This window comes from Citrobacter sp. CK189 (assembly GCF_030333505.1).
In the GTDB taxonomy this organism is placed as follows: domain Bacteria; phylum Pseudomonadota; class Gammaproteobacteria; order Enterobacterales; family Enterobacteriaceae; genus Citrobacter_B; species Citrobacter_B koseri.
The window spans coordinates 808,657-825,138 of the sequence record NZ_JAOWFV010000038.1 but is presented as its reverse complement, the minus strand read 5'-3'; the positions used below and the strand labels follow the sequence as shown (position 1 = coordinate 825,138).

Here is a 16,482-nt window from a genome sequence, read left to right as displayed (position 1 = left end):
AACGAAAAGGTTGCGAAGCGCGTCACTATTTATTTTTCTTATGTCCGTATTAATGCAGAAACAGCGGACCAGCCGCTGTCTCTTTTATTGATAAAACAAGGGGTTATTCAGTTACGATCGTTTGAACCTGTGCGGGGCCTGGGTTATACCATCCCCAACCGCCATAGCCGTACGGCCAGCCTCGTCCACCGTAGAACCAGGGATCGATCGGCTGCGGCGGCATGACGATCTGCTGAGTAAGGTGCCAGCGTTTATAGCCCGTTGCCTGCATCAGCATAAACTTATACGGCGTACTGCCGACCTTACCGTCCACCGTGCCGGTAATCGGCCCGACGACCGTCACCAGTTGCCCACGGAAGTCTACCGGGTCAAGGAAGCCGTTCACGTCGGCATAAATCCGCCCTCGCGAAGCCTCACCGAGGATCGGACGCGCGCCGTTATCAAGCGGCACGCTGGCGATTTCCAGCCGCGTTTTTCCCTGCTGGTTTTGCACATCCACCACTTTACCGCCAAAACGCGCTTCCTGGCCGACGTACAGCTGCGGCGCATTCATAACCCGCACCAGATCCTGCTGCGGCGTGGGACTGGAACCTTTGATGGCATCCGGGACGGTAACGCAGCCACTCAGCGTTAACGCGACCACTCCCGCCAGAATTCCTTTCATTACCTGTTGTTGAACCGCCATAGTGCGACTCCTTTTTTCTCAGCACATATTCTCGTCATACTTCAAACTACCTGTGTGTAACAGCTACGTTCAAATTATTCAGGGTGATAATACTGAGATTCATTCTTTGCCCGGAAGTTTCTTCCACGCGACGTTGTTACGTAAATAAACCGGTTCGGCCTGTTCAACCGCGACGGTTTTCCCCGCTGCCAGCATCTGACTGGCGAGAGGCAGCATATCCTCCGCCGCCGGAAGCAGAACGTCGCCATCGCGCAAAGCCAAACCGCTGTCTTTACCCAGATCAGGCCATGCAGGCCAGCCTGTGCCAACAGTAGCCCACTCCCCGGAAAGCTGCTTCAACCGTTCGCTAACCAGCCCGGGATTTAACACGGCCTCGGTCTCTTCCCCGTGCCAGACGCCATTTTCATCACGCTGGTATTCCGCCCAGTAGACTTCGCCCATACGTGCGTCAATCGCCGCCAGCACGCGCGTCGCGCCGCTTTTACGCCAGGCGCCCTGCGCCATTGTCGCCAGCGTTGAAACGCCAGTCATCGGCAGGTTCGCGCCCAGCGCCAGCCCCTGCGCAATGCCAATGCCAATGCGCACGCCGGTAAAACTGCCGGGGCCGCGACCAAACGCCAGCGCGTCGATATCGGTAAGCGTAATGCTGTTGGCGGCCAGGATATCCTGCACCATCGGCAAAATACGTTGGGTATGTTCTCGTGGGCAAAGCTCAAAATGAGCGTTGATATTACCGTCATTCCACAGGGCAACGGAACACGCTTCTGTGGCGGTATCGATAGCCAGAATTCGCATGGGTCTTCGTGCTTAAATCAATAAAATGGCGCGCATCTTACCATACTCCGTAACAAATTACTCGGCCGTTGGTATGGCGAGAAATCTGACGGCGCGGGCGATGTCCCGGGTGCGCGGCGTGGGCGGCAGGCTCGCCAGGAAGGTGGCACCGTACGGTCGCATCACCAGCCGGTTATCACAAATCACCAACACCCCACGATCGTCAGAATCGCGAATCAGACGCCCCACCCCCTGTTTCAGCGTGATGACCGCGTCGGGTAGCTGCACTTCATCAAACGGATCGCCGCCGCGCAGACGACAATCCTCCATCCGCGCTTTCAGCAAGGGATCGTCAGGAGAGGTAAAAGGTAATTTATCGATAATCACCAGCGACAGCGTATCGCCGCGCACATCCACCCCTTCCCAGAAGCTGCTGGTTGCGACCAGTAGCGCATTACCGGCGCTGACGAACTGTTGCAGCAGTTGACCTTTGCTGGTTTCGCCCTGCAACAGGACGGGCAGCGTCATGGTGGCGCGGAACTGTTCCGCCAGATCGCGCATCATGGCATGCGACGTACACAGCATAAAGCAGCGGCCATTGTTGGCTTCGATGATCGGTCTTAACATTGCCGCCAGCTGTCGGGCAGAGCCCGGCTGGTTAGTTTGCGGCAGGTTACGCGGCACGCACAACAGCGCCTGGCGGGTATAGTCGAACGGACTGGGCAACAGCATCGATTCGGCCTGTTCAATGCCCAGCCGCGCCGTAAAGTGATGGAGATCGTCGTTCACCGACAGCGTGGCAGAGGTAAAAATCCAGCTGCCGGGTTTCTGCGCCATCACCTCTTTGAATTTATCCGCGACCGTAAGCGGAGTGAGCGCCAGCGTGAAATGGCGCGACGTGCATTCGTACCAGTAGCTGTACCCTGGCTGGTTGATCTCTTTTAAGCGTTTCAGCCGCGCGCGATACAAGGTCGCACGCTCGAAAGCGGCATCCAGCAATGCGGAACGCCCCAGAGAGAGTTTTGCCACGTCGTAGCAAAGCTCAAGCGTATCGTCGAGCAGCAATAGCGCGCGCTGTACCCGTGGGTCGGCCAGCAGCTCACGTAAATTTCCGCGATAGCCCGGCTCGCCCAGTTGCAGGCGAAAATCCTGCGCGCTCTGCGCCAGTCGGTCGGCGCATTTCTGCAACTGCTGAGTGTCTTTCAATTCCGTGCGGTAGGCGATGGTAAAATCTTTCGCCAGGTCGAGAAGCTGCCGGCTGGAGAGCGACTGGCCGAAATACTGGCTGGCGATATCAGGAAGCTGGTGGGCCTCATCGAAGATCATCACCTCCGCCTCCGGGATCAGTTCGCCAAACCCACTCTCTTTGACCACCATATCCGCGAGGAAAAGATGGTGGTTGACGATAACCACATCGGCGTCCATCGCCTTTTTACGCGCTTTAACCACAAAACAGTCTTTATACAGCGGGCAGTCGCTGCCCAGACAGTTATCATTGGTGCTGGTGACCAGCGGCCACGCCTGCGAGTCTTCCGCTACGCTGACGCAGGTACTGATGTCGCCGTCTTCGGTCTGATTCGACCACGAACGCAGCAAAATCACATCGCTTAAAATTTGTACCGGCAAATCGCCGCCCGCCAGCGCTTGCTGTTCGAGACGTTCCAGACAAAGATAGTTAGAGCGCCCTTTCAACAGCGCCAGTTTACCGGTGAATTTGAGGGCGTTTGAGACGGTGGGAAGATCGCGACTGTAGAGCTGATCCTGCAACGCTTTCGATCCCGTCGAGATGATCACTTTTTTTCCGGCGCGTAACGCCGGCGCGAGGTAGGCATAGGTTTTGCCTGTCCCCGTCCCGGCTTCGACAACAAGCGGTTGTGATTTTTCAATAGCATGCGTGACGGCAACGGCCATCTGCCGCTGTGGTTCGCGCGGTTTAAATCCCGGTATCGCTTTAGCCAACTGACCGTCTGCTGCAAAATCGTCCGTCACACTACCCCCTGTTGATTTGAACAGGGATTATGTCAGGACGCCGTCGCTTACGCCAGTTGAAGAGGTGACGGCAACGCAACATTATGGCAGTCTTGCCGCGTCGAACGGAAAGTTAACGAGGAATGATTTATGACTATCATACGTATTGATGCCGAAGATCGTTGGTCTGATGTAGTAATCCATAACAACACGCTTTATTACACCGGTGTGCCGGAAAACCTCGACGCCGATGCGTTTGAACAGACCGCCAACACGCTGGCGCAAATTGATGCGGCGCTGGAAAAACAGGGCACCCGTAAGTCACGTATTCTTGATGCCACTATTTTCCTGGCCGATAAAAGCGATTTTGCCGCCATGAACAAAGCCTGGGACGCGTGGGTCGTTGCCGGTCACGCGCCGGTACGTTGCACGGTGCAGGCCGGGCTGATGAACCCGAAATACAGAGTTGAGATCAAGATTATCGCCGCAGTGTAATGCGACGTTATTCGTCCTCATCCTCAAAACGCGCCACGATCCGCTCGCCGGTATGGGTGGCGCGCAGTTCATCCGCCACCTGCGCGATTGCCTGTCCGCTGCTCATTCCTTGCGACATCAGTTCCTGAATGCGCTCTACCGCTTTTTGTTGCTGCTCGTGGCTGAGTGAAGGTAAACCTGCAAACATTGTTAACTCCTGCTAAATTATCTGCGCTAATTATTTCATGCTACCCGGCACATAGCCAGTAGACCAGGACCGATGAAGACATTATCACCCGCTGTTATTATTTTACCGTGGCGCCCGGACGCCGCCGAGTACTATTTTGCCCCGCTGAGCCATCAGCCCTGGGCCATGCTGCTGCATTCCGGCCATGCTGAACATCCGCATAATCGTTTTGATATTCTGGTGGCCGACCCCGTGGCAACGCTGTCAACACACGGCGAAGAGACCCGCGTGCGCGATAAGCATGGCACAACCACGACCGCCGACGATCCCATGACCGTGTTGCAGGCGGCGCTGGCGTCTGCGGGCATCCAGCCGCCATATGACCCCAATCTGCCGTTTCAGGGCGGCGCGCTGGGGCTGTTAGGTTACGACCTTGGCCGCCGTTTTGAATCCCTGCCCACGCTCGCACAGCGCGATATCACCCTGCCGGATATGGCGATCGGCATTTACGACTGGGCCTTAATCGTCGATCATCGCAGACAGACCGTCTCTCTGCTGAGCCATACCGATGTTCACGCTCGCCTTGAGTGGCTGGCGCGCCAGCAGGTGCCGGTGCGAAAGCCCTTCGCGTTGACCTCCGCATGGCAATCAAACATGACCCGCGCGCAGTACGGTGAAAAATTCCGCCAGGTGCAGAGCTGGCTGCACAGCGGCGACTGTTATCAGGTTAACCTCGCCCAGCGTTTTCAGGCTGACTATCAGGGAGACGAATGGCTGGCCTTCGTGCGGCTTAATCACGCTAACCGCGCCCCGTTCAGCGCGTTTTTGCGCCTGGAGGACGGTGCGATTCTGAGCCTTTCTCCCGAGCGCTTTATTCAGTCCGAAGAGGGGCACATTCAGACTCGCCCAATCAAAGGCACCCTTCCCCGGCTGGACGACCCGCAGGCGGATCGCCAGCAGGCGCTAACGCTCGCGATGTCGGCAAAAGACCGCGCAGAAAACCTGATGATTGTCGATTTGATGCGTAACGACGTCGGCCGCGTTGCCGTTCCGGGGTCGGTCAAGGTTCCCGAGCTGTTTGTGGTTGAACCCTTCCCGGCGGTACATCATCTTGTCAGTACCATTACCGCCCGTTTGCCCGATAATTTACATGCCACCGATCTGCTGCGCGCCGCTTTTCCTGGCGGTTCGATTACCGGCGCGCCAAAAGTCCGGGCGATGGAGATCATTGACGCGCTGGAGCCGCACAGGCGCAACGCCTGGTGCGGCAGCATCGGCTACCTGAGTTTTTGCGGCAACATGGACACCAGCATCACGATCCGCACGCTTACCGCTGTAGACGGGCATCTCTATTGCTCTGCGGGCGGCGGCATCGTAGCGGACAGCCAGGAGGACGCGGAATATCAGGAGACGTTTGATAAAGTGAATCGAATTTTGCAGCAACTGGAGAACTGAGTCGTGGAAAACAGCAGCCTGACCCTTGATGATTTTTTATCACGCTTTCAACTTTTGCGCCCGCAGGTGAATGGTGAGACGTTAAACCATCGTCAGGCTGCCGTGCTGATCCCGGTGGTTCGCCGCGCCCGGCCGGGTCTATTGCTGACTCAGCGTTCAGCACGCCTGCGCAAACACGCCGGTCAGGTCGCGTTCCCCGGCGGCGCCGTTGACAGCAGCGATGCGTCGCTGATTGCCGCTGCGCTGCGTGAAGCGCAGGAAGAGGTGGCAATCCCGCCGGAATCCGTCGAAGTGATTGGCGTGCTGCCGCCCGTAGACAGCGTCACGGGTTTTCAGGTTACGCCGGTGGTCGGCATTATTCCCCCGAATCTGCATTATCACGCCAGCGAAGATGAGGTGGCCTCTGTCTTTGAGATGCCGCTTTCAGAAGCCCTGCGTCTGGGGCGTTATCATCCGCTGGATATTTATCGACGCGGCGATTCACATCGCGTATGGCTTTCGTGGTATGAGCATTATTTCGTCTGGGGAATGACCGCCGGAATAATTCGTGAGCTGGCGCTGCAAATTGGCGTGAGACCCTGACTATACTTATCTTTACACGCGCAGAACACAACTTGAGATTCCCGTCCCAACATTAGTAAATACGTGGTTATCCATTAGTTTAATTCATGTGAATAGTTAAGCCGATCGCCGCGTTCCCTCTTACACTATGCGCAGTTATTACATCGTAACCGGGAAGCCCGGTCACCCTGTCAGGAGTATTATCGTGATTAGTCTATTCGACATGTTTAAGGTGGGGATTGGTCCCTCATCCTCCCATACTGTAGGGCCTATGAAGGCGGGTAAACAGTTCGTCGATGACCTGGTCGAAAAAGGATTACTGGATAGCGTTACCCGTGTCGCCGTCGACGTGTATGGTTCACTGTCGCTCACGGGTAAAGGTCACCACACCGATATCGCCATTATTATGGGTCTGGCGGGTAACGAACCTGCCACCGTGGATATTGACAGCATCCCTGGTTTTATTCGCGACGTTGAAGCGCGCGGTCGCCTGTTACTGGCGCAGGGCCAGCACGAAGTGGATTTTCCCCAGGATAACGGGATGCGTTTTCACAATGGCAACCTGCCATTGCATGAAAATGGAATGCAGATCCACGCGTACAATGGCGAAACCGTCATTTATAGCAAAACGTATTATTCCATCGGTGGCGGCTTTATTGTCGATGAAGAGCATTTTGGTCAGGACGCCGCCAATGAGGTCAGCGTCCCTTATCCGTTTAAATCGGCGACCGAAATGCTGGAATATTGCAACAGCACCGGTCTGTCGCTCTCCGGGATGGTGATGCAGAACGAACTGGCGCTGCACAGCAAAAAGGAAATCGAAGAGTATTTCGCCAACGTCTGGCAGACCATGCAGGCGTGTATCGATCGCGGGATGAATACTGAAGGGGTTCTGCCGGGGCCGCTGCGCGTTCCGCGTCGTGCTTCCGCACTGCGTCGCATGCTGGTTTCCAGCGACAAACTGTCCAGCGATCCGATGAACGTCATTGACTGGGTCAATATGTTTGCGCTGGCGGTGAACGAAGAAAACGCCGCAGGCGGGCGTGTCGTTACGGCGCCGACCAACGGCGCTTGCGGAATCGTGCCTGCGGTGCTGGCTTACTATGACCACTTCATTGAACCCGTCAGCCCGGATATCTACACCCGTTACTTCCTGGCCGCTGGCGCTATCGGCGCGTTGTACAAGATGAACGCCTCGATTTCCGGCGCCGAAGTCGGCTGCCAGGGAGAAGTCGGCGTCGCCTGCTCAATGGCGGCGGCAGGACTGGCGGAGCTGCTTGGGGCCAGCCCGGAGCAGGTGTGCGTCGCCGCGGAAATCGGCATGGAGCACAACCTGGGGCTGACCTGTGACCCGGTTGCCGGTCAGGTTCAGGTGCCGTGTATCGAGCGTAACGCGATTGCTTCGGTAAAAGCGATCAACGCGGCGCGTATGGCAATGCGCCGTACCAGCGCACCGCGCGTCTCGCTGGATAAAGTCATTGAGACCATGTACGAAACCGGCAAGGACATGAACGCGAAGTACCGCGAAACATCACGCGGCGGGCTGGCGATTAAAGTCCAGTGTGATTAACAAAACATAGCCTGCCACTTCGCCCATCTCCCACTGATGGGCGAATTTTTCTCATCAATCTCGTCTGCGGTAAATTTCCCCACTACACTTGCTGTGTTGCAATTGGCTTTTGTGACCAACGGCTTATCAGGCGGCCCGCATGCAAACAGCACAACGGATCATTAAAAATTATCGCCGCAATCGTTTCATCGTCTGCACGGTCTGTGCGCTGATCACGCTTATCCTCACATTGAGTATCCGATTTATTTCGGAGCGAAATATAAATCAGCACCGCACCGAAACGTTCGCCGCTCACGCCGTAGAGACGCTGGATGAAGTGCTCCGCCCTCTACAGGCCGGGCGCGATCTCCTGCTGCCCCTGGTAGGACAACCCTGCCCGGCCGCGCATTTTCCCCTGCGTAAGCAGGTCGCCAGACTGCAAACCGTGCGTTCCATTGGTCTGGTTCAGAACGGTATTCTCTACTGCTCCAGTATCTTTGGCTCACGCGACGTGCCGATTCACCAGCTACAACCCGATCTACCCGCGCCAAATAACCTGTTGCTGCTGTCTACCGATCAGTCCCTGCTCAAAGACAGCCCGATTCTGATTCAGTGGTATCCGTCATCGCCTGATGGCAAAAACGGGCTCTTTGAGATCGTCAATATTGATCTTCTGGCGATGATGCTGCTTGAACCGCAACAGCCGCAGATCGCCAGCGCAAGCCTGACGGTCGGCAACCGCCACTTACTCTATGGTCAGGGGGTGGTGGAGGCGCTACCCGCCCTGAACGGTGAAAAACGTTATCAGCGCGCATCCCAGCACTTCCCCTTCACCATCAGCGTGACGGGGCCCGGCGCTGGCGAGCTGGCGCTACGCCACCTGCCGACGCAGCTGCCGCTGGCGGTGATGCTGAGTTTACTGGTGGGATACCTTGCCTGGCTGGCAACGGCCAGCAGAATGAGTTTTTCATGGGAGATCAATCTCGCCCTTGCCGCCCGTGAATTTGAACTGTTTTGCCAGCCGCTGTTAAATGCCCGTACGCAGCAATGCGTGGGGGTTGAGATCCTGCTGCGCTGGAATAACCCGCGACAGGGATGGATTTCTCCCGATGTTTTTATCCCTATCGCTGAAGAACACAACCTGATCGCCCCCCTTACCCGCTATGTCATTGCGGAAACCATTCGGCAGCGGCATTTCTTCCCGATGAACAGCCAGTTCCATATCGGCATCAACGTTGCGGCCAGCCATTTTCGTCATGGCATGTTATTAAAAGATCTCAATCATTACTGGTTCAGCGCCCATCCTGTTCAGCAACTTGTGCTTGAGCTGACGGAACGGGATGCCTTACTGGACGTCGATTATCGGCTGATGCGTGAACTTCACCGCAAAGGGGTGAAGCTCGCCATTGATGACTTTGGCACCGGCAACAGCTCGCTGTCATGGCTGGAGAAATTGCGCCCGGACGTGCTGAAGATCGACAAATCATTTACCGCGGCGATCGGTACTGATGCGGTGAACTCCACGGTGACCGATATCATCATCGCGCTGGGGCAAAGGCTGAATATTGAACTGGTGGCGGAAGGCGTTGAAACGCGAGAGCAGGCGCAATATTTGCGGGGACACGGCGTTCAGGCGTTGCAGGGATTTCTGTTCGCAAGGCCTATGCCGCTTCACGATTTTCCTCAGTGGCTGGCGGGCAGCGCACCGCCGCCCGCCCGGCATAACGGACACATGACGCCCGTTATGCCGTTTCGTTAGATCCCGGTTTTACCGGGGAACGGCGCTTATTCGTCTTCGTGGTGAGCAGGTTGTTCTTTAACAATACGAACCAAATCAACACGGTAGTCGTTCGCTTCGACAATCGTGATATGAAGCGGCGCAACGTCGATAACATCGCCCACCTGCGGGATATGACCGTTTACGGCGATAACCAATCCAGCGACGGTAGCGATGTCTTCCTCGTCGTTCACCAGGTTATCGACATCCAGCGCCTGTTGCAGGGCATGCAGATCCGTTCCCCCCTTCACCAGCCAGCCGCCCGCTTCGGTAATGATCTCTGGCGTTTCGTCGGCATCCGGGAACTCACCGGCAATCGCTTCCAGCACGTCCAGCGGCGTAACCAGCCCCTGCACGACGCCAAACTCATTGGTGACGATGACGAAGCTGCCGCGAGCGCGACGCAGGACGCCCAGCAGATTAATCGGGTCCAGCGTTTCCGGGACGACAATCGCTGGTGATTCCGAAGCAATCGCGGCCACATCCACGCCTTCTTCCAGCGCCACCAGCAGTTCTTTCGCGCGAACAATACCGATGATCTCATCCAGTTCGCCGCGACACACCGGGAACAGGCTGTGCGGAGAAGAGAGTAACTGTTCGCGGATTTCATCCACGCTCAGGTCAGCATCCACCCAGCTGATTTCACCGCGAGGCGTCATGATGCCGCGCAGCGAACGGGACGCCAGGGTCAGCACGCCGTTGATCATATAACGCTCTTCTTCAGCAAACGCGCCTTCAGGTACAGGCACCGTCACCGGGCTGTCAGACTCGTGCTGCGCGCTCGCCTGACGTTTACCGCCCATCAGTCGCAGGATGGCGTCTGCGGTGCGTGCACGTAGCGGTAACGTTGACTGATGGCGAATAAAGTTACGACGCGCAATCTGGTTGAACAATTCGATGACGATTGAGAAACCGATAGCAGCGTACAGATACCCTTTCGGAATATGGAAGCCAAAACCTTCCGCCACCAGGCTCAGACCGATCATCAACAGGAAGCTCAGACAGAGCACTACAACCGTCGGATGCTGGTTGACGAAACGGGTAAGCGGCTTAGACGCCAGCAGCATCACCGCCATCGCAATCACCACGGCAGCCATCATCACCGGCAGATGGTTAACCATACCCACGGCGGTAATTACCGCGTCAAGGGAGAAGACGGCATCAAGGATAACGATCTGCGTTACCACGACCCAGAAACTCGCATAGCCTTTGCCGTGCCCCGAGTCATGCTCGCGGTTTTCCAGGCGCTCATGCAGCTCCGTCGTGGCCTTAAACAGGAGGAAGAGACCCCCGATGAGCATGATCAGATCGCGCCCTGAGAAGGTGAGATCCCAGACGGTAAAGAGTGGTTTCGTTAAGGTCACCATCCACGAAATGATGGACAGCAGGACCAGGCGCATCACCAGCGCCAGCGACAAACCGATAAGACGCGCCTTATCACGCTGCTTTGGCGGCAGCTTGTCAGCCAGAATCGCGATAAAGACCAGGTTATCAATACCCAGAACAATTTCGAGGATAACAAGCGTGAGCAAACCCGCCCAGATTGAGGGGTCCATTAAGAATTCCATGACAAGCTCCTGCTTAAGGAATAGCGAACAGGCGAGAAAGCAATATGCGAATTAAGGTTGCGGCCAAAAGAGCCAGACAGACAGGCCTGATACGGCCTCAAAGTGAAATGACGTCGGTGACGATCCATACGGCGGGCTACTGCCCTATACTCCTTACTAATTAAACGGAAGCTAAACATAACAGAGACAATGTCTTTTTGGCAAAGATTTACCTTCCTTTGCAATGAGATGTTACAGGGATATTTTACACTACGAAATTTCTCTGATGTGAAAGCTAAATTGCGGATCTTCATCACATAAAATATTTTTTTCGCTATCTAAAATAATTCCCGGAAATAACTGTTTTTTCATTATAACCCTTATCTGAATCGATTCGAGTGCGGACGGCGATTCAAAATACATCTGTCACGTTGATGTGTTAACGATAATAAAGGAGGTAGCAAGTGACCATTGCTATTGTTATAGGCACACATGGTTGGGCTGCAGAGCAGTTACTTAAAACAGCAGAAATGCTGTTAGGCGAGCAGGAAAACGTCGGCTGGATCGATTTCGTTCCAGGCGAAAATGCCGAAACGCTGATTGAAAAGTACAACGCTCAGTTGGCAAAACTCGATACCAGCAAAGGCGTGCTGTTTCTCGTTGATACATGGGGAGGCAGTCCATTTAATGCTGCCAGCCGTATTGTCGTCGACAAAGAGCACTATGAAGTCATTGCTGGCGTCAATATTCCGATGCTGGTGGAAACGTTCATGGCCCGCGATGACAATCCGAGCTTTGACGAATTAGTCGCTCTGGCGGTAGAAACCGGTCGTGAAGGCGTGAAAGCGCTGAAAGCGAAACCGGTTGAAAAAGCCGCTCCGGCGCCGGTTGCTGCGCCAAAAGCGGCGGCGCCCGCTAAACCAATGGGACCCAACGATTACATGGTAATCGGTCTCGCCCGTATTGATGACCGTTTGATTCACGGCCAGGTCGCCACCCGCTGGACCAAAGAGACCAACGTCACCCGCATCATCGTCGTGAGTGATGAAGTAGCGGCGGACACCGTACGTAAAACGCTGTTAACACAGGTGGCACCTCCGGGCGTAACGGCGCATGTGGTAGACGTTGCCAAGATGATTCGTGTCTACAACAACCCGAAATACGCAGGCGAACGTGTGATGCTGCTGTTCACCAACCCTACCGATGTGGAACGTATCGTTGAAGGCGGCGTGAAAGTGACTTCCGTAAACATTGGCGGTATGGCTTTCCGTCAGGGTAAAACGCAGGTTAATAACGCCGTTTCCGTCGACGAGACCGATATCGACGCCTTTAAAAAGCTCAACGAACGCGGTATCGAGCTTGAGGTTCGTAAAGTTTCCACCGATCAGAAACTGAAAATGATGGATTTGATTGCCAAAGTGGCGAAATAACCACCCGGCATTTAATTAGCATTCACACTTAAGTCTGTATAGCAATAGGAGAAGTACAATGGAGATTACCACTCTTCAGATTGTGCTGGTGTTCATCGTCGCATGTATCGCGGGTATGGAGTCGGTACTTGATGAATTTCAGTTCCACCGTCCATTGGTGGCCTGTACGCTAATCGGTGCCGTTCTTGGGGACATGAAAACCGGTATTATCATCGGTGGTACCCTGGAAATGATCGCGCTTGGCTGGATGAACATCGGTGCTGCCGTTGCGCCTGATGCCGCGCTGGCTTCCATTATTTCAACCGTGCTGGTTATCGCCGGTCATCAAGGCATTGGCGCAGGTATCGCGCTGGCGATTCCACTGGCGGCCGCAGGTCAGGTGCTGACCATCATCGTACGTACCATCACCGTGGCATTCCAGCACGCGGCGGATAAAGCGGCCGATAGCGGCAACCTGACGGCGCTGTCCTGGATCCACGTATCCTCCCTGTTCCTACAGGCAATGCGTATCGCGATTCCGGCGGTTATCGTGGCGATTTCTGTCGGCACCAGTGAAGTTCAGGGCATGCTGAATGCGATCCCGGAAGTCGTGACCAGCGGTCTGAACATCGCCGGCGGCATGATCGTGGTTGTCGGTTACGCAATGGTCATCAACATGATGCGCGCGGGCTATCTGATGCCGTTCTTCTACCTCGGCTTCGTCACTGCGGCATTCACTAACTTCAACCTGGTTGCTCTGGGCGTAATTGGCGCGGTGATGGCCATCCTCTACATCCAGCTGAGCCCGAAATATAACCGCGTAGCCGGTGCGCCAGCTCAGGCTGCTGGTAACAACGATCTCGATAACGAACTGGACTAACAGGTGAACGAAATGGTTGATATGACTAAAACTACCACTGAGAAAAAACTCACTCCGAGTGATATTCGTGGCGTGTTCATCCGTTCTAACCTGTTCCAGGGGTCATGGAACTTCGAACGTATGCAGGCGCTGGGCTTCTGCTTCTCCATGGTGCCGGCGATCAAACGCCTGTACCCGGAAAACAACGACGCGCGTAAACAGGCGATCAGACGTCACCTGGAGTTCTTCAACACCCATCCTTACGTTGCCGCTCCGGTACTGGGCGTTACGCTGGCGATGGAAGAACAGCGCGCCAACGGCGCGGAGATCGACGATGGTGCCATCAACGGTATCAAAGTTGGTCTGATGGGGCCGCTGGCAGGCGTGGGCGACCCGATCTTCTGGGGTACTGTTCGTCCGGTATTTGCCGCGCTGGGCGCGGGTATCGCGATGAGCGGCAGCCTGCTGGGACCGTTGCTGTTCTTCATTCTGTTTAACCTGGTGCGTCTGGCGACCCGTTACTACGGCGTGGCTTACGGCTACCGTAAAGGCGTCGATATCGTTAAGGATATGGGCGGCGGCTTCCTGCAAAAACTGACTGAGGGGGCGTCAATCCTCGGCCTGTTTGTCATGGGGGCGCTGGTTAACAAGTGGACGCACGTCAATATTCCGCTGGTGGTATCACGCATCACTGACCAGACGGGTAAAGAAAACGTCACCACCGTGCAGACCATTCTCGATCAGTTGATGCCGGGTCTGGTTCCGCTGCTGCTGACCTTCGCCTGCATGTGGCTGTTGCGTAAGAAAGTGAACCCGCTGTGGATCATCGTTGGCTTCTTCGTCATCGGTATCGCCGGTTACGCTTGCGGCCTGCTGGGTCTGTAATTCTGTTGTACACTACCGGGGCCCTTTGGCCCCGGTTTTTTATCTGGAGGATTAATGACTGTCACGGACCTGGTGCTGGTTCTTTTTATTGTCGCGTTACTGGCTTACGCCATCTACGATCAGTTCATCATGCCCCGCCGTAACGGCCCCACTCTGCTTGCAGTGCCTCTGCTGCGTCGTGGTCGTGTTGATAGCGTTATCTTCGTCGGCCTGGTCGCCATTCTTATCTACAACAACGTTACCAGTCACGGCGCGCAAATTACCACATGGTTATTATGTGCACTGGCGCTGATGGGGTTTTATATTTTTTGGGTTCGCGCCCCCAGGATCATCTTCAAACAGAAAGGTTTTTTCTTCGCCAATGTCTGGATAGAATATAACCGTATTAAAGAGATGAATTTATCGGAAGATGGCGTACTGGTGATGCAATTAGAACAACGGCGCCTGCTTATTCGCGTACGAAATATCGACGATCTGGAAAGAATATATAAGCTTCTTGTTTCATCTCAATGAGTTACAGATATAGCCTGAACTATGTTTTAAGTATATTCGCGAACAAAAAAACATAGCTAAGGCTATATTCATCCCGCCTGATTTGTTATTTATTTTAACGTTTTATTGATAATTAAATCTAAATGAAAATCGTTTTCAATTAGAAGTCAAATAATATTTCGCCATTGTTGTTTTATATTCTCAAAATATGTTAATGTTGCGCCGTCATTTGGGGAGTAGCCGATTTCCAGACTCAGGAAATGTACGTGTCAACATACTCGTTGAAAAACGTGGCGCGTACGGACTGATATCACTCTATTTTCAGTCAGGCGAGACCATATGCACATCAACTGCTATGCATAGCTTATGAACGCCATGTTCAGGTATGCATGTTCGCTGGGGGCAGTGATGTGTTTTATGGAACCCCGGTCAGGACGCTGTTATGAATATCACCGCAACTGTTCTTCTCGCTTTCGGCATGTCAATGGATGCTTTCGCGGCATCGATTGGTAAAGGCGCCACGCTACACAAACCTAAATTCTCCGAAGCCCTGCGCACCGGCCTTATTTTCGGCGCGGTTGAAACGCTCACCCCGCTGATCGGCTGGGGGTTGGGTATGCTGGCCAGTAAATTCGTGCTGGAATGGAATCACTGGGTTGCGTTCATCCTGCTGGTGTTTCTGGGGATTCGTATGATTATCGAAGGCGTTCGTGGCGGTAATGACGAAGATGACGAGCCGTTACGCCGCCACAGTTTTTGGCTGCTGGTCACTACCGCTATCGCCACCAGCCTGGATGCAATGGCCGTTGGCGTCGGTCTGGCGTTCTTGCAGGTGAACATTATTGCGACCGCGCTGGCTATCGGCTGTGCCACGTTAATCATGTCCACGCTGGGCATCATGGTGGGGCGCTTTATCGGCCCGCTGCTCGGAAAACGGGCGGAAATTCTTGGCGGGGCTGTACTTATCGGTATCGGCGCCCAGATCCTCTGGACACACTTCTACGGTTAACGCTCACGTTGCCAGATGTGAAGGCTGAAATCCGTCTGGCAATCAAACTGCTGGCAAGCCGCCAACCGCTCCCATACGTCAGGTTTTGCACGCCAGGCGAAAGGCGTCATCTGGAGCAACGCAACGGCCTCATTACCGCGCAACCGCATCTCATACCCTAACGCCATGCTTTGCTGCAACGTAAACCCTTCAAGCTGCTCAGTATGCGGGGCATGTAAGCGCACTTCATCATAGATCAGCCCTTTTAGCGCCATCAGATGGCGCGGCCCCGGCGTAACGGTAATTACCCAACCACCCAGTTTTACCACTCGCGCTAACTCTTCAGCCTTACAGGGGGCATAAATCCTGACAATCGCATCCATAGAGGCGTCGGCGAAAGGCAGACGATGGCTTGACGCCACACAAAACGTCACCTGCGGATAACGTTTCGCCGCCGCTTTAATGGCGACTTTCGCGACATCCAGACCAAATGTGGTGCCTGACGCCAGCGTTTCGGCGAAGGCATGTGTGTAATACCCTTCACCGCAGCCGATATCCAGTATCGACGTTGCATTCTCGTCCAGCCGTTCGGCAAGTATCCTGACGATGGCATCGCGCAACGGCTGATAATGCCCGGCATCAAGGAATGCCCGACGCGCCTGCATCATTTCGGCGCTGTCGCCCGGGTCCCGTGACCGTTTATGCTGCACGGGCAACAGGTTGACGTATCCCTCTTTCGCCACATCAAACTGATGCCGTTGTGGGCAGATAAAACTGTTTTTCACCTGCGCAAGTGGCTGATGACAAAGGGGACAAGAAAACGACATGACAACTCCGGCCGGTAATTTTAGGGCGCAAGTGTAACGCGAATT

General features: G+C 54.8%; 17 protein-coding genes. 10 read left to right on the top strand and 7 right to left on the bottom strand.

Annotation, left to right across the window (positions count from 1 at the left end):
• Window positions 1-103: 103 nt before the first annotated feature.
• The 3 genes from OGV83_RS13885 to yoaA form a co-directional block, all read right to left on the bottom strand.
• A complete protein-coding gene (locus OGV83_RS13885; protein WP_047463245.1) occupies window positions 104-685 on the bottom strand; it encodes a Slp family lipoprotein in 582 nt (193 codons plus the stop codon).
• A gap of 99 nt (window positions 686-784) precedes the next feature.
• Window positions 785-1,480: a tRNA (adenosine(37)-N6)-threonylcarbamoyltransferase complex dimerization subunit type 1 TsaB gene (gene tsaB, locus OGV83_RS13880; protein WP_047463242.1), complete on the bottom strand. Its 696-nt coding sequence runs from the start codon at window positions 1,478-1,480 to the stop codon at window positions 785-787.
• A gap of 57 nt (window positions 1,481-1,537) precedes the next feature.
• Window positions 1,538-3,448: a DNA repair helicase YoaA gene (gene yoaA, locus OGV83_RS13875; RefSeq protein WP_012132066.1), complete on the bottom strand. Its 1,911-nt coding sequence runs from the start codon at window positions 3,446-3,448 to the stop codon at window positions 1,538-1,540.
• A gap of 129 nt (window positions 3,449-3,577) precedes the next feature.
• Here yoaA and OGV83_RS13870 point away from each other — a divergent pair, with 129 nt between their 5' ends.
• Window positions 3,578-3,922, top strand: a complete 345-nt coding sequence (locus OGV83_RS13870; protein WP_012132064.1) for a RidA family protein — start codon at window positions 3,578-3,580, stop codon at window positions 3,920-3,922.
• A gap of 7 nt (window positions 3,923-3,929) precedes the next feature.
• Here OGV83_RS13870 and OGV83_RS13865 read toward each other — a convergent pair whose 3' ends face one another.
• A complete protein-coding gene (locus OGV83_RS13865; RefSeq protein WP_012132063.1) occupies window positions 3,930-4,109 on the bottom strand; it encodes a YoaH family protein in 180 nt (59 codons plus the stop codon).
• 72 nt (window positions 4,110-4,181) lie between these two features.
• Here OGV83_RS13865 and pabB point away from each other — a divergent pair, with 72 nt between their 5' ends.
• The 4 genes from pabB to pdeD all read left to right on the top strand — a co-directional run bounded on the left by pabB (window position 4,182) and on the right by pdeD (window position 9,412).
• Entirely contained in the window at window positions 4,182-5,543 is a 1,362-nt protein-coding gene (pabB, locus tag OGV83_RS13860; protein WP_286459885.1) for an aminodeoxychorismate synthase component 1, read from the top strand.
• Window positions 5,544-5,546: 3 nt separating this feature from the next.
• The gene (locus tag OGV83_RS13855; RefSeq protein WP_047463238.1) at window positions 5,547-6,125 is read left to right on the top strand and encodes a CoA pyrophosphatase; all 579 of its coding nucleotides are present in this window, start codon (window positions 5,547-5,549) and stop codon (window positions 6,123-6,125) included.
• Window positions 6,126-6,309: 184 nt separating this feature from the next.
• Window positions 6,310-7,674, top strand: coding sequence for an L-serine ammonia-lyase (sdaA, locus tag OGV83_RS13850; RefSeq protein ID WP_024130267.1), 1,365 nt, complete (start codon window positions 6,310-6,312; stop codon window positions 7,672-7,674).
• A gap of 139 nt (window positions 7,675-7,813) precedes the next feature.
• Window positions 7,814-9,412, top strand: coding sequence for a cyclic di-3',5'-guanosine monophosphate phosphodiesterase PdeD (pdeD, locus tag OGV83_RS13845; protein WP_110494143.1), 1,599 nt, complete (start codon window positions 7,814-7,816; stop codon window positions 9,410-9,412).
• 26 nt (window positions 9,413-9,438) lie between these two features.
• On the opposite strand, the gene yoaE is transcribed toward pdeD, so the two are convergent.
• Both yoaE and OGV83_RS21645 read right to left on the bottom strand, forming a co-directional pair.
• Window positions 9,439-10,998: a CNNM family cation transport protein YoaE gene (yoaE, locus tag OGV83_RS13840; protein WP_200096863.1), complete on the bottom strand. Its 1,560-nt coding sequence runs from the start codon at window positions 10,996-10,998 to the stop codon at window positions 9,439-9,441.
• Window positions 10,986-11,126: a protein YoaL gene (locus tag OGV83_RS21645; RefSeq protein WP_371320444.1), complete on the bottom strand. Its 141-nt coding sequence runs from the start codon at window positions 11,124-11,126 to the stop codon at window positions 10,986-10,988. Before OGV83_RS21645 ends, yoaE begins: the two co-directional genes overlap by 13 nt.
• A 315-nt stretch (window positions 11,127-11,441) precedes the next feature.
• Between OGV83_RS21645 and manX the strand changes: the two genes are divergently transcribed.
• From manX to mntP, 5 genes are all read left to right on the top strand, one after another.
• The gene (manX, locus tag OGV83_RS13835; RefSeq protein WP_047463231.1) at window positions 11,442-12,407 is read left to right on the top strand and encodes a PTS mannose transporter subunit IIAB; all 966 of its coding nucleotides are present in this window, start codon (window positions 11,442-11,444) and stop codon (window positions 12,405-12,407) included.
• Window positions 12,408-12,465: 58 nt separating this feature from the next.
• Entirely contained in the window at window positions 12,466-13,266 is an 801-nt protein-coding gene (gene manY, locus OGV83_RS13830) for a PTS mannose transporter subunit IIC (protein WP_012132054.1), read from the top strand.
• Window positions 13,267-13,278: 12 nt separating this feature from the next.
• Window positions 13,279-14,130 (top strand): PTS mannose transporter subunit IID, encoded by an 852-nt coding sequence (gene manZ / locus OGV83_RS13825; RefSeq protein ID WP_012132053.1) that lies wholly within the window; start codon window positions 13,279-13,281, stop codon window positions 14,128-14,130.
• 54 nt (window positions 14,131-14,184) lie between these two features.
• On the top strand, window positions 14,185-14,643 hold the full coding sequence (locus OGV83_RS13820) for a DUF986 family protein (protein ID WP_012132052.1): 459 nt from the start codon (window positions 14,185-14,187) through the stop codon (window positions 14,641-14,643).
• Window positions 14,644-15,064: 421 nt separating this feature from the next.
• A complete protein-coding gene (gene mntP, locus OGV83_RS13815) occupies window positions 15,065-15,631 on the top strand; it encodes a manganese efflux pump MntP (protein WP_286463818.1) in 567 nt (188 codons plus the stop codon).
• Here the strand turns inward: mntP and rlmA are convergent.
• Window positions 15,628-16,437: a 23S rRNA (guanine(745)-N(1))-methyltransferase gene (rlmA, locus tag OGV83_RS13810; protein ID WP_286463817.1), complete on the bottom strand. Its 810-nt coding sequence runs from the start codon at window positions 16,435-16,437 to the stop codon at window positions 15,628-15,630. The two genes, mntP and rlmA, sit on opposite strands and share 4 nt — an antisense overlap.
• Window positions 16,438-16,482: the final 45 nt, after the last annotated feature.

Excerpts from the sequence above, each read along its gene's own strand:
- OGV83_RS13885 (WP_047463245.1), bottom strand. The coding sequence starts at position 685 with ATGGCGGTTCAACAACAGGTAATGAAAGGAATTCTGGCGGGAGTGGTC.
- tsaB (WP_047463242.1), bottom strand. The coding sequence starts at position 1,480 with ATGCGAATTCTGGCTATCGATACCGCCACAGAAGCGTGTTCCGTTGCC.
- OGV83_RS13870 (WP_012132064.1), top strand. The coding sequence starts at position 3,578 with ATGACTATCATACGTATTGATGCCGAAGATCGTTGGTCTGATGTAGTA.
- OGV83_RS13865 (WP_012132063.1), bottom strand. The coding sequence starts at position 4,109 with ATGTTTGCAGGTTTACCTTCACTCAGCCACGAGCAGCAACAAAAAGCG.
- pabB (WP_286459885.1), top strand. The coding sequence starts at position 4,182 with ATGAAGACATTATCACCCGCTGTTATTATTTTACCGTGGCGCCCGGAC.
- pdeD (WP_110494143.1), top strand. The coding sequence starts at position 7,814 with ATGCAAACAGCACAACGGATCATTAAAAATTATCGCCGCAATCGTTTC.
- yoaE (WP_200096863.1), bottom strand. The coding sequence starts at position 10,998 with ATGGAATTCTTAATGGACCCCTCAATCTGGGCGGGTTTGCTCACGCTT.
- OGV83_RS21645 (WP_371320444.1), bottom strand. The coding sequence starts at position 11,126 with ATGGATCGTCACCGACGTCATTTCACTTTGAGGCCGTATCAGGCCTGT.
- manY (WP_012132054.1), top strand. The coding sequence starts at position 12,466 with ATGGAGATTACCACTCTTCAGATTGTGCTGGTGTTCATCGTCGCATGT.
- manZ (WP_012132053.1), top strand. The coding sequence starts at position 13,279 with ATGGTTGATATGACTAAAACTACCACTGAGAAAAAACTCACTCCGAGT.
- OGV83_RS13820 (WP_012132052.1), top strand. The coding sequence starts at position 14,185 with ATGACTGTCACGGACCTGGTGCTGGTTCTTTTTATTGTCGCGTTACTG.
- mntP (WP_286463818.1), top strand. The coding sequence starts at position 15,065 with ATGAATATCACCGCAACTGTTCTTCTCGCTTTCGGCATGTCAATGGAT.
- rlmA (WP_286463817.1), bottom strand. The coding sequence starts at position 16,437 with ATGTCGTTTTCTTGTCCCCTTTGTCATCAGCCACTTGCGCAGGTGAAA.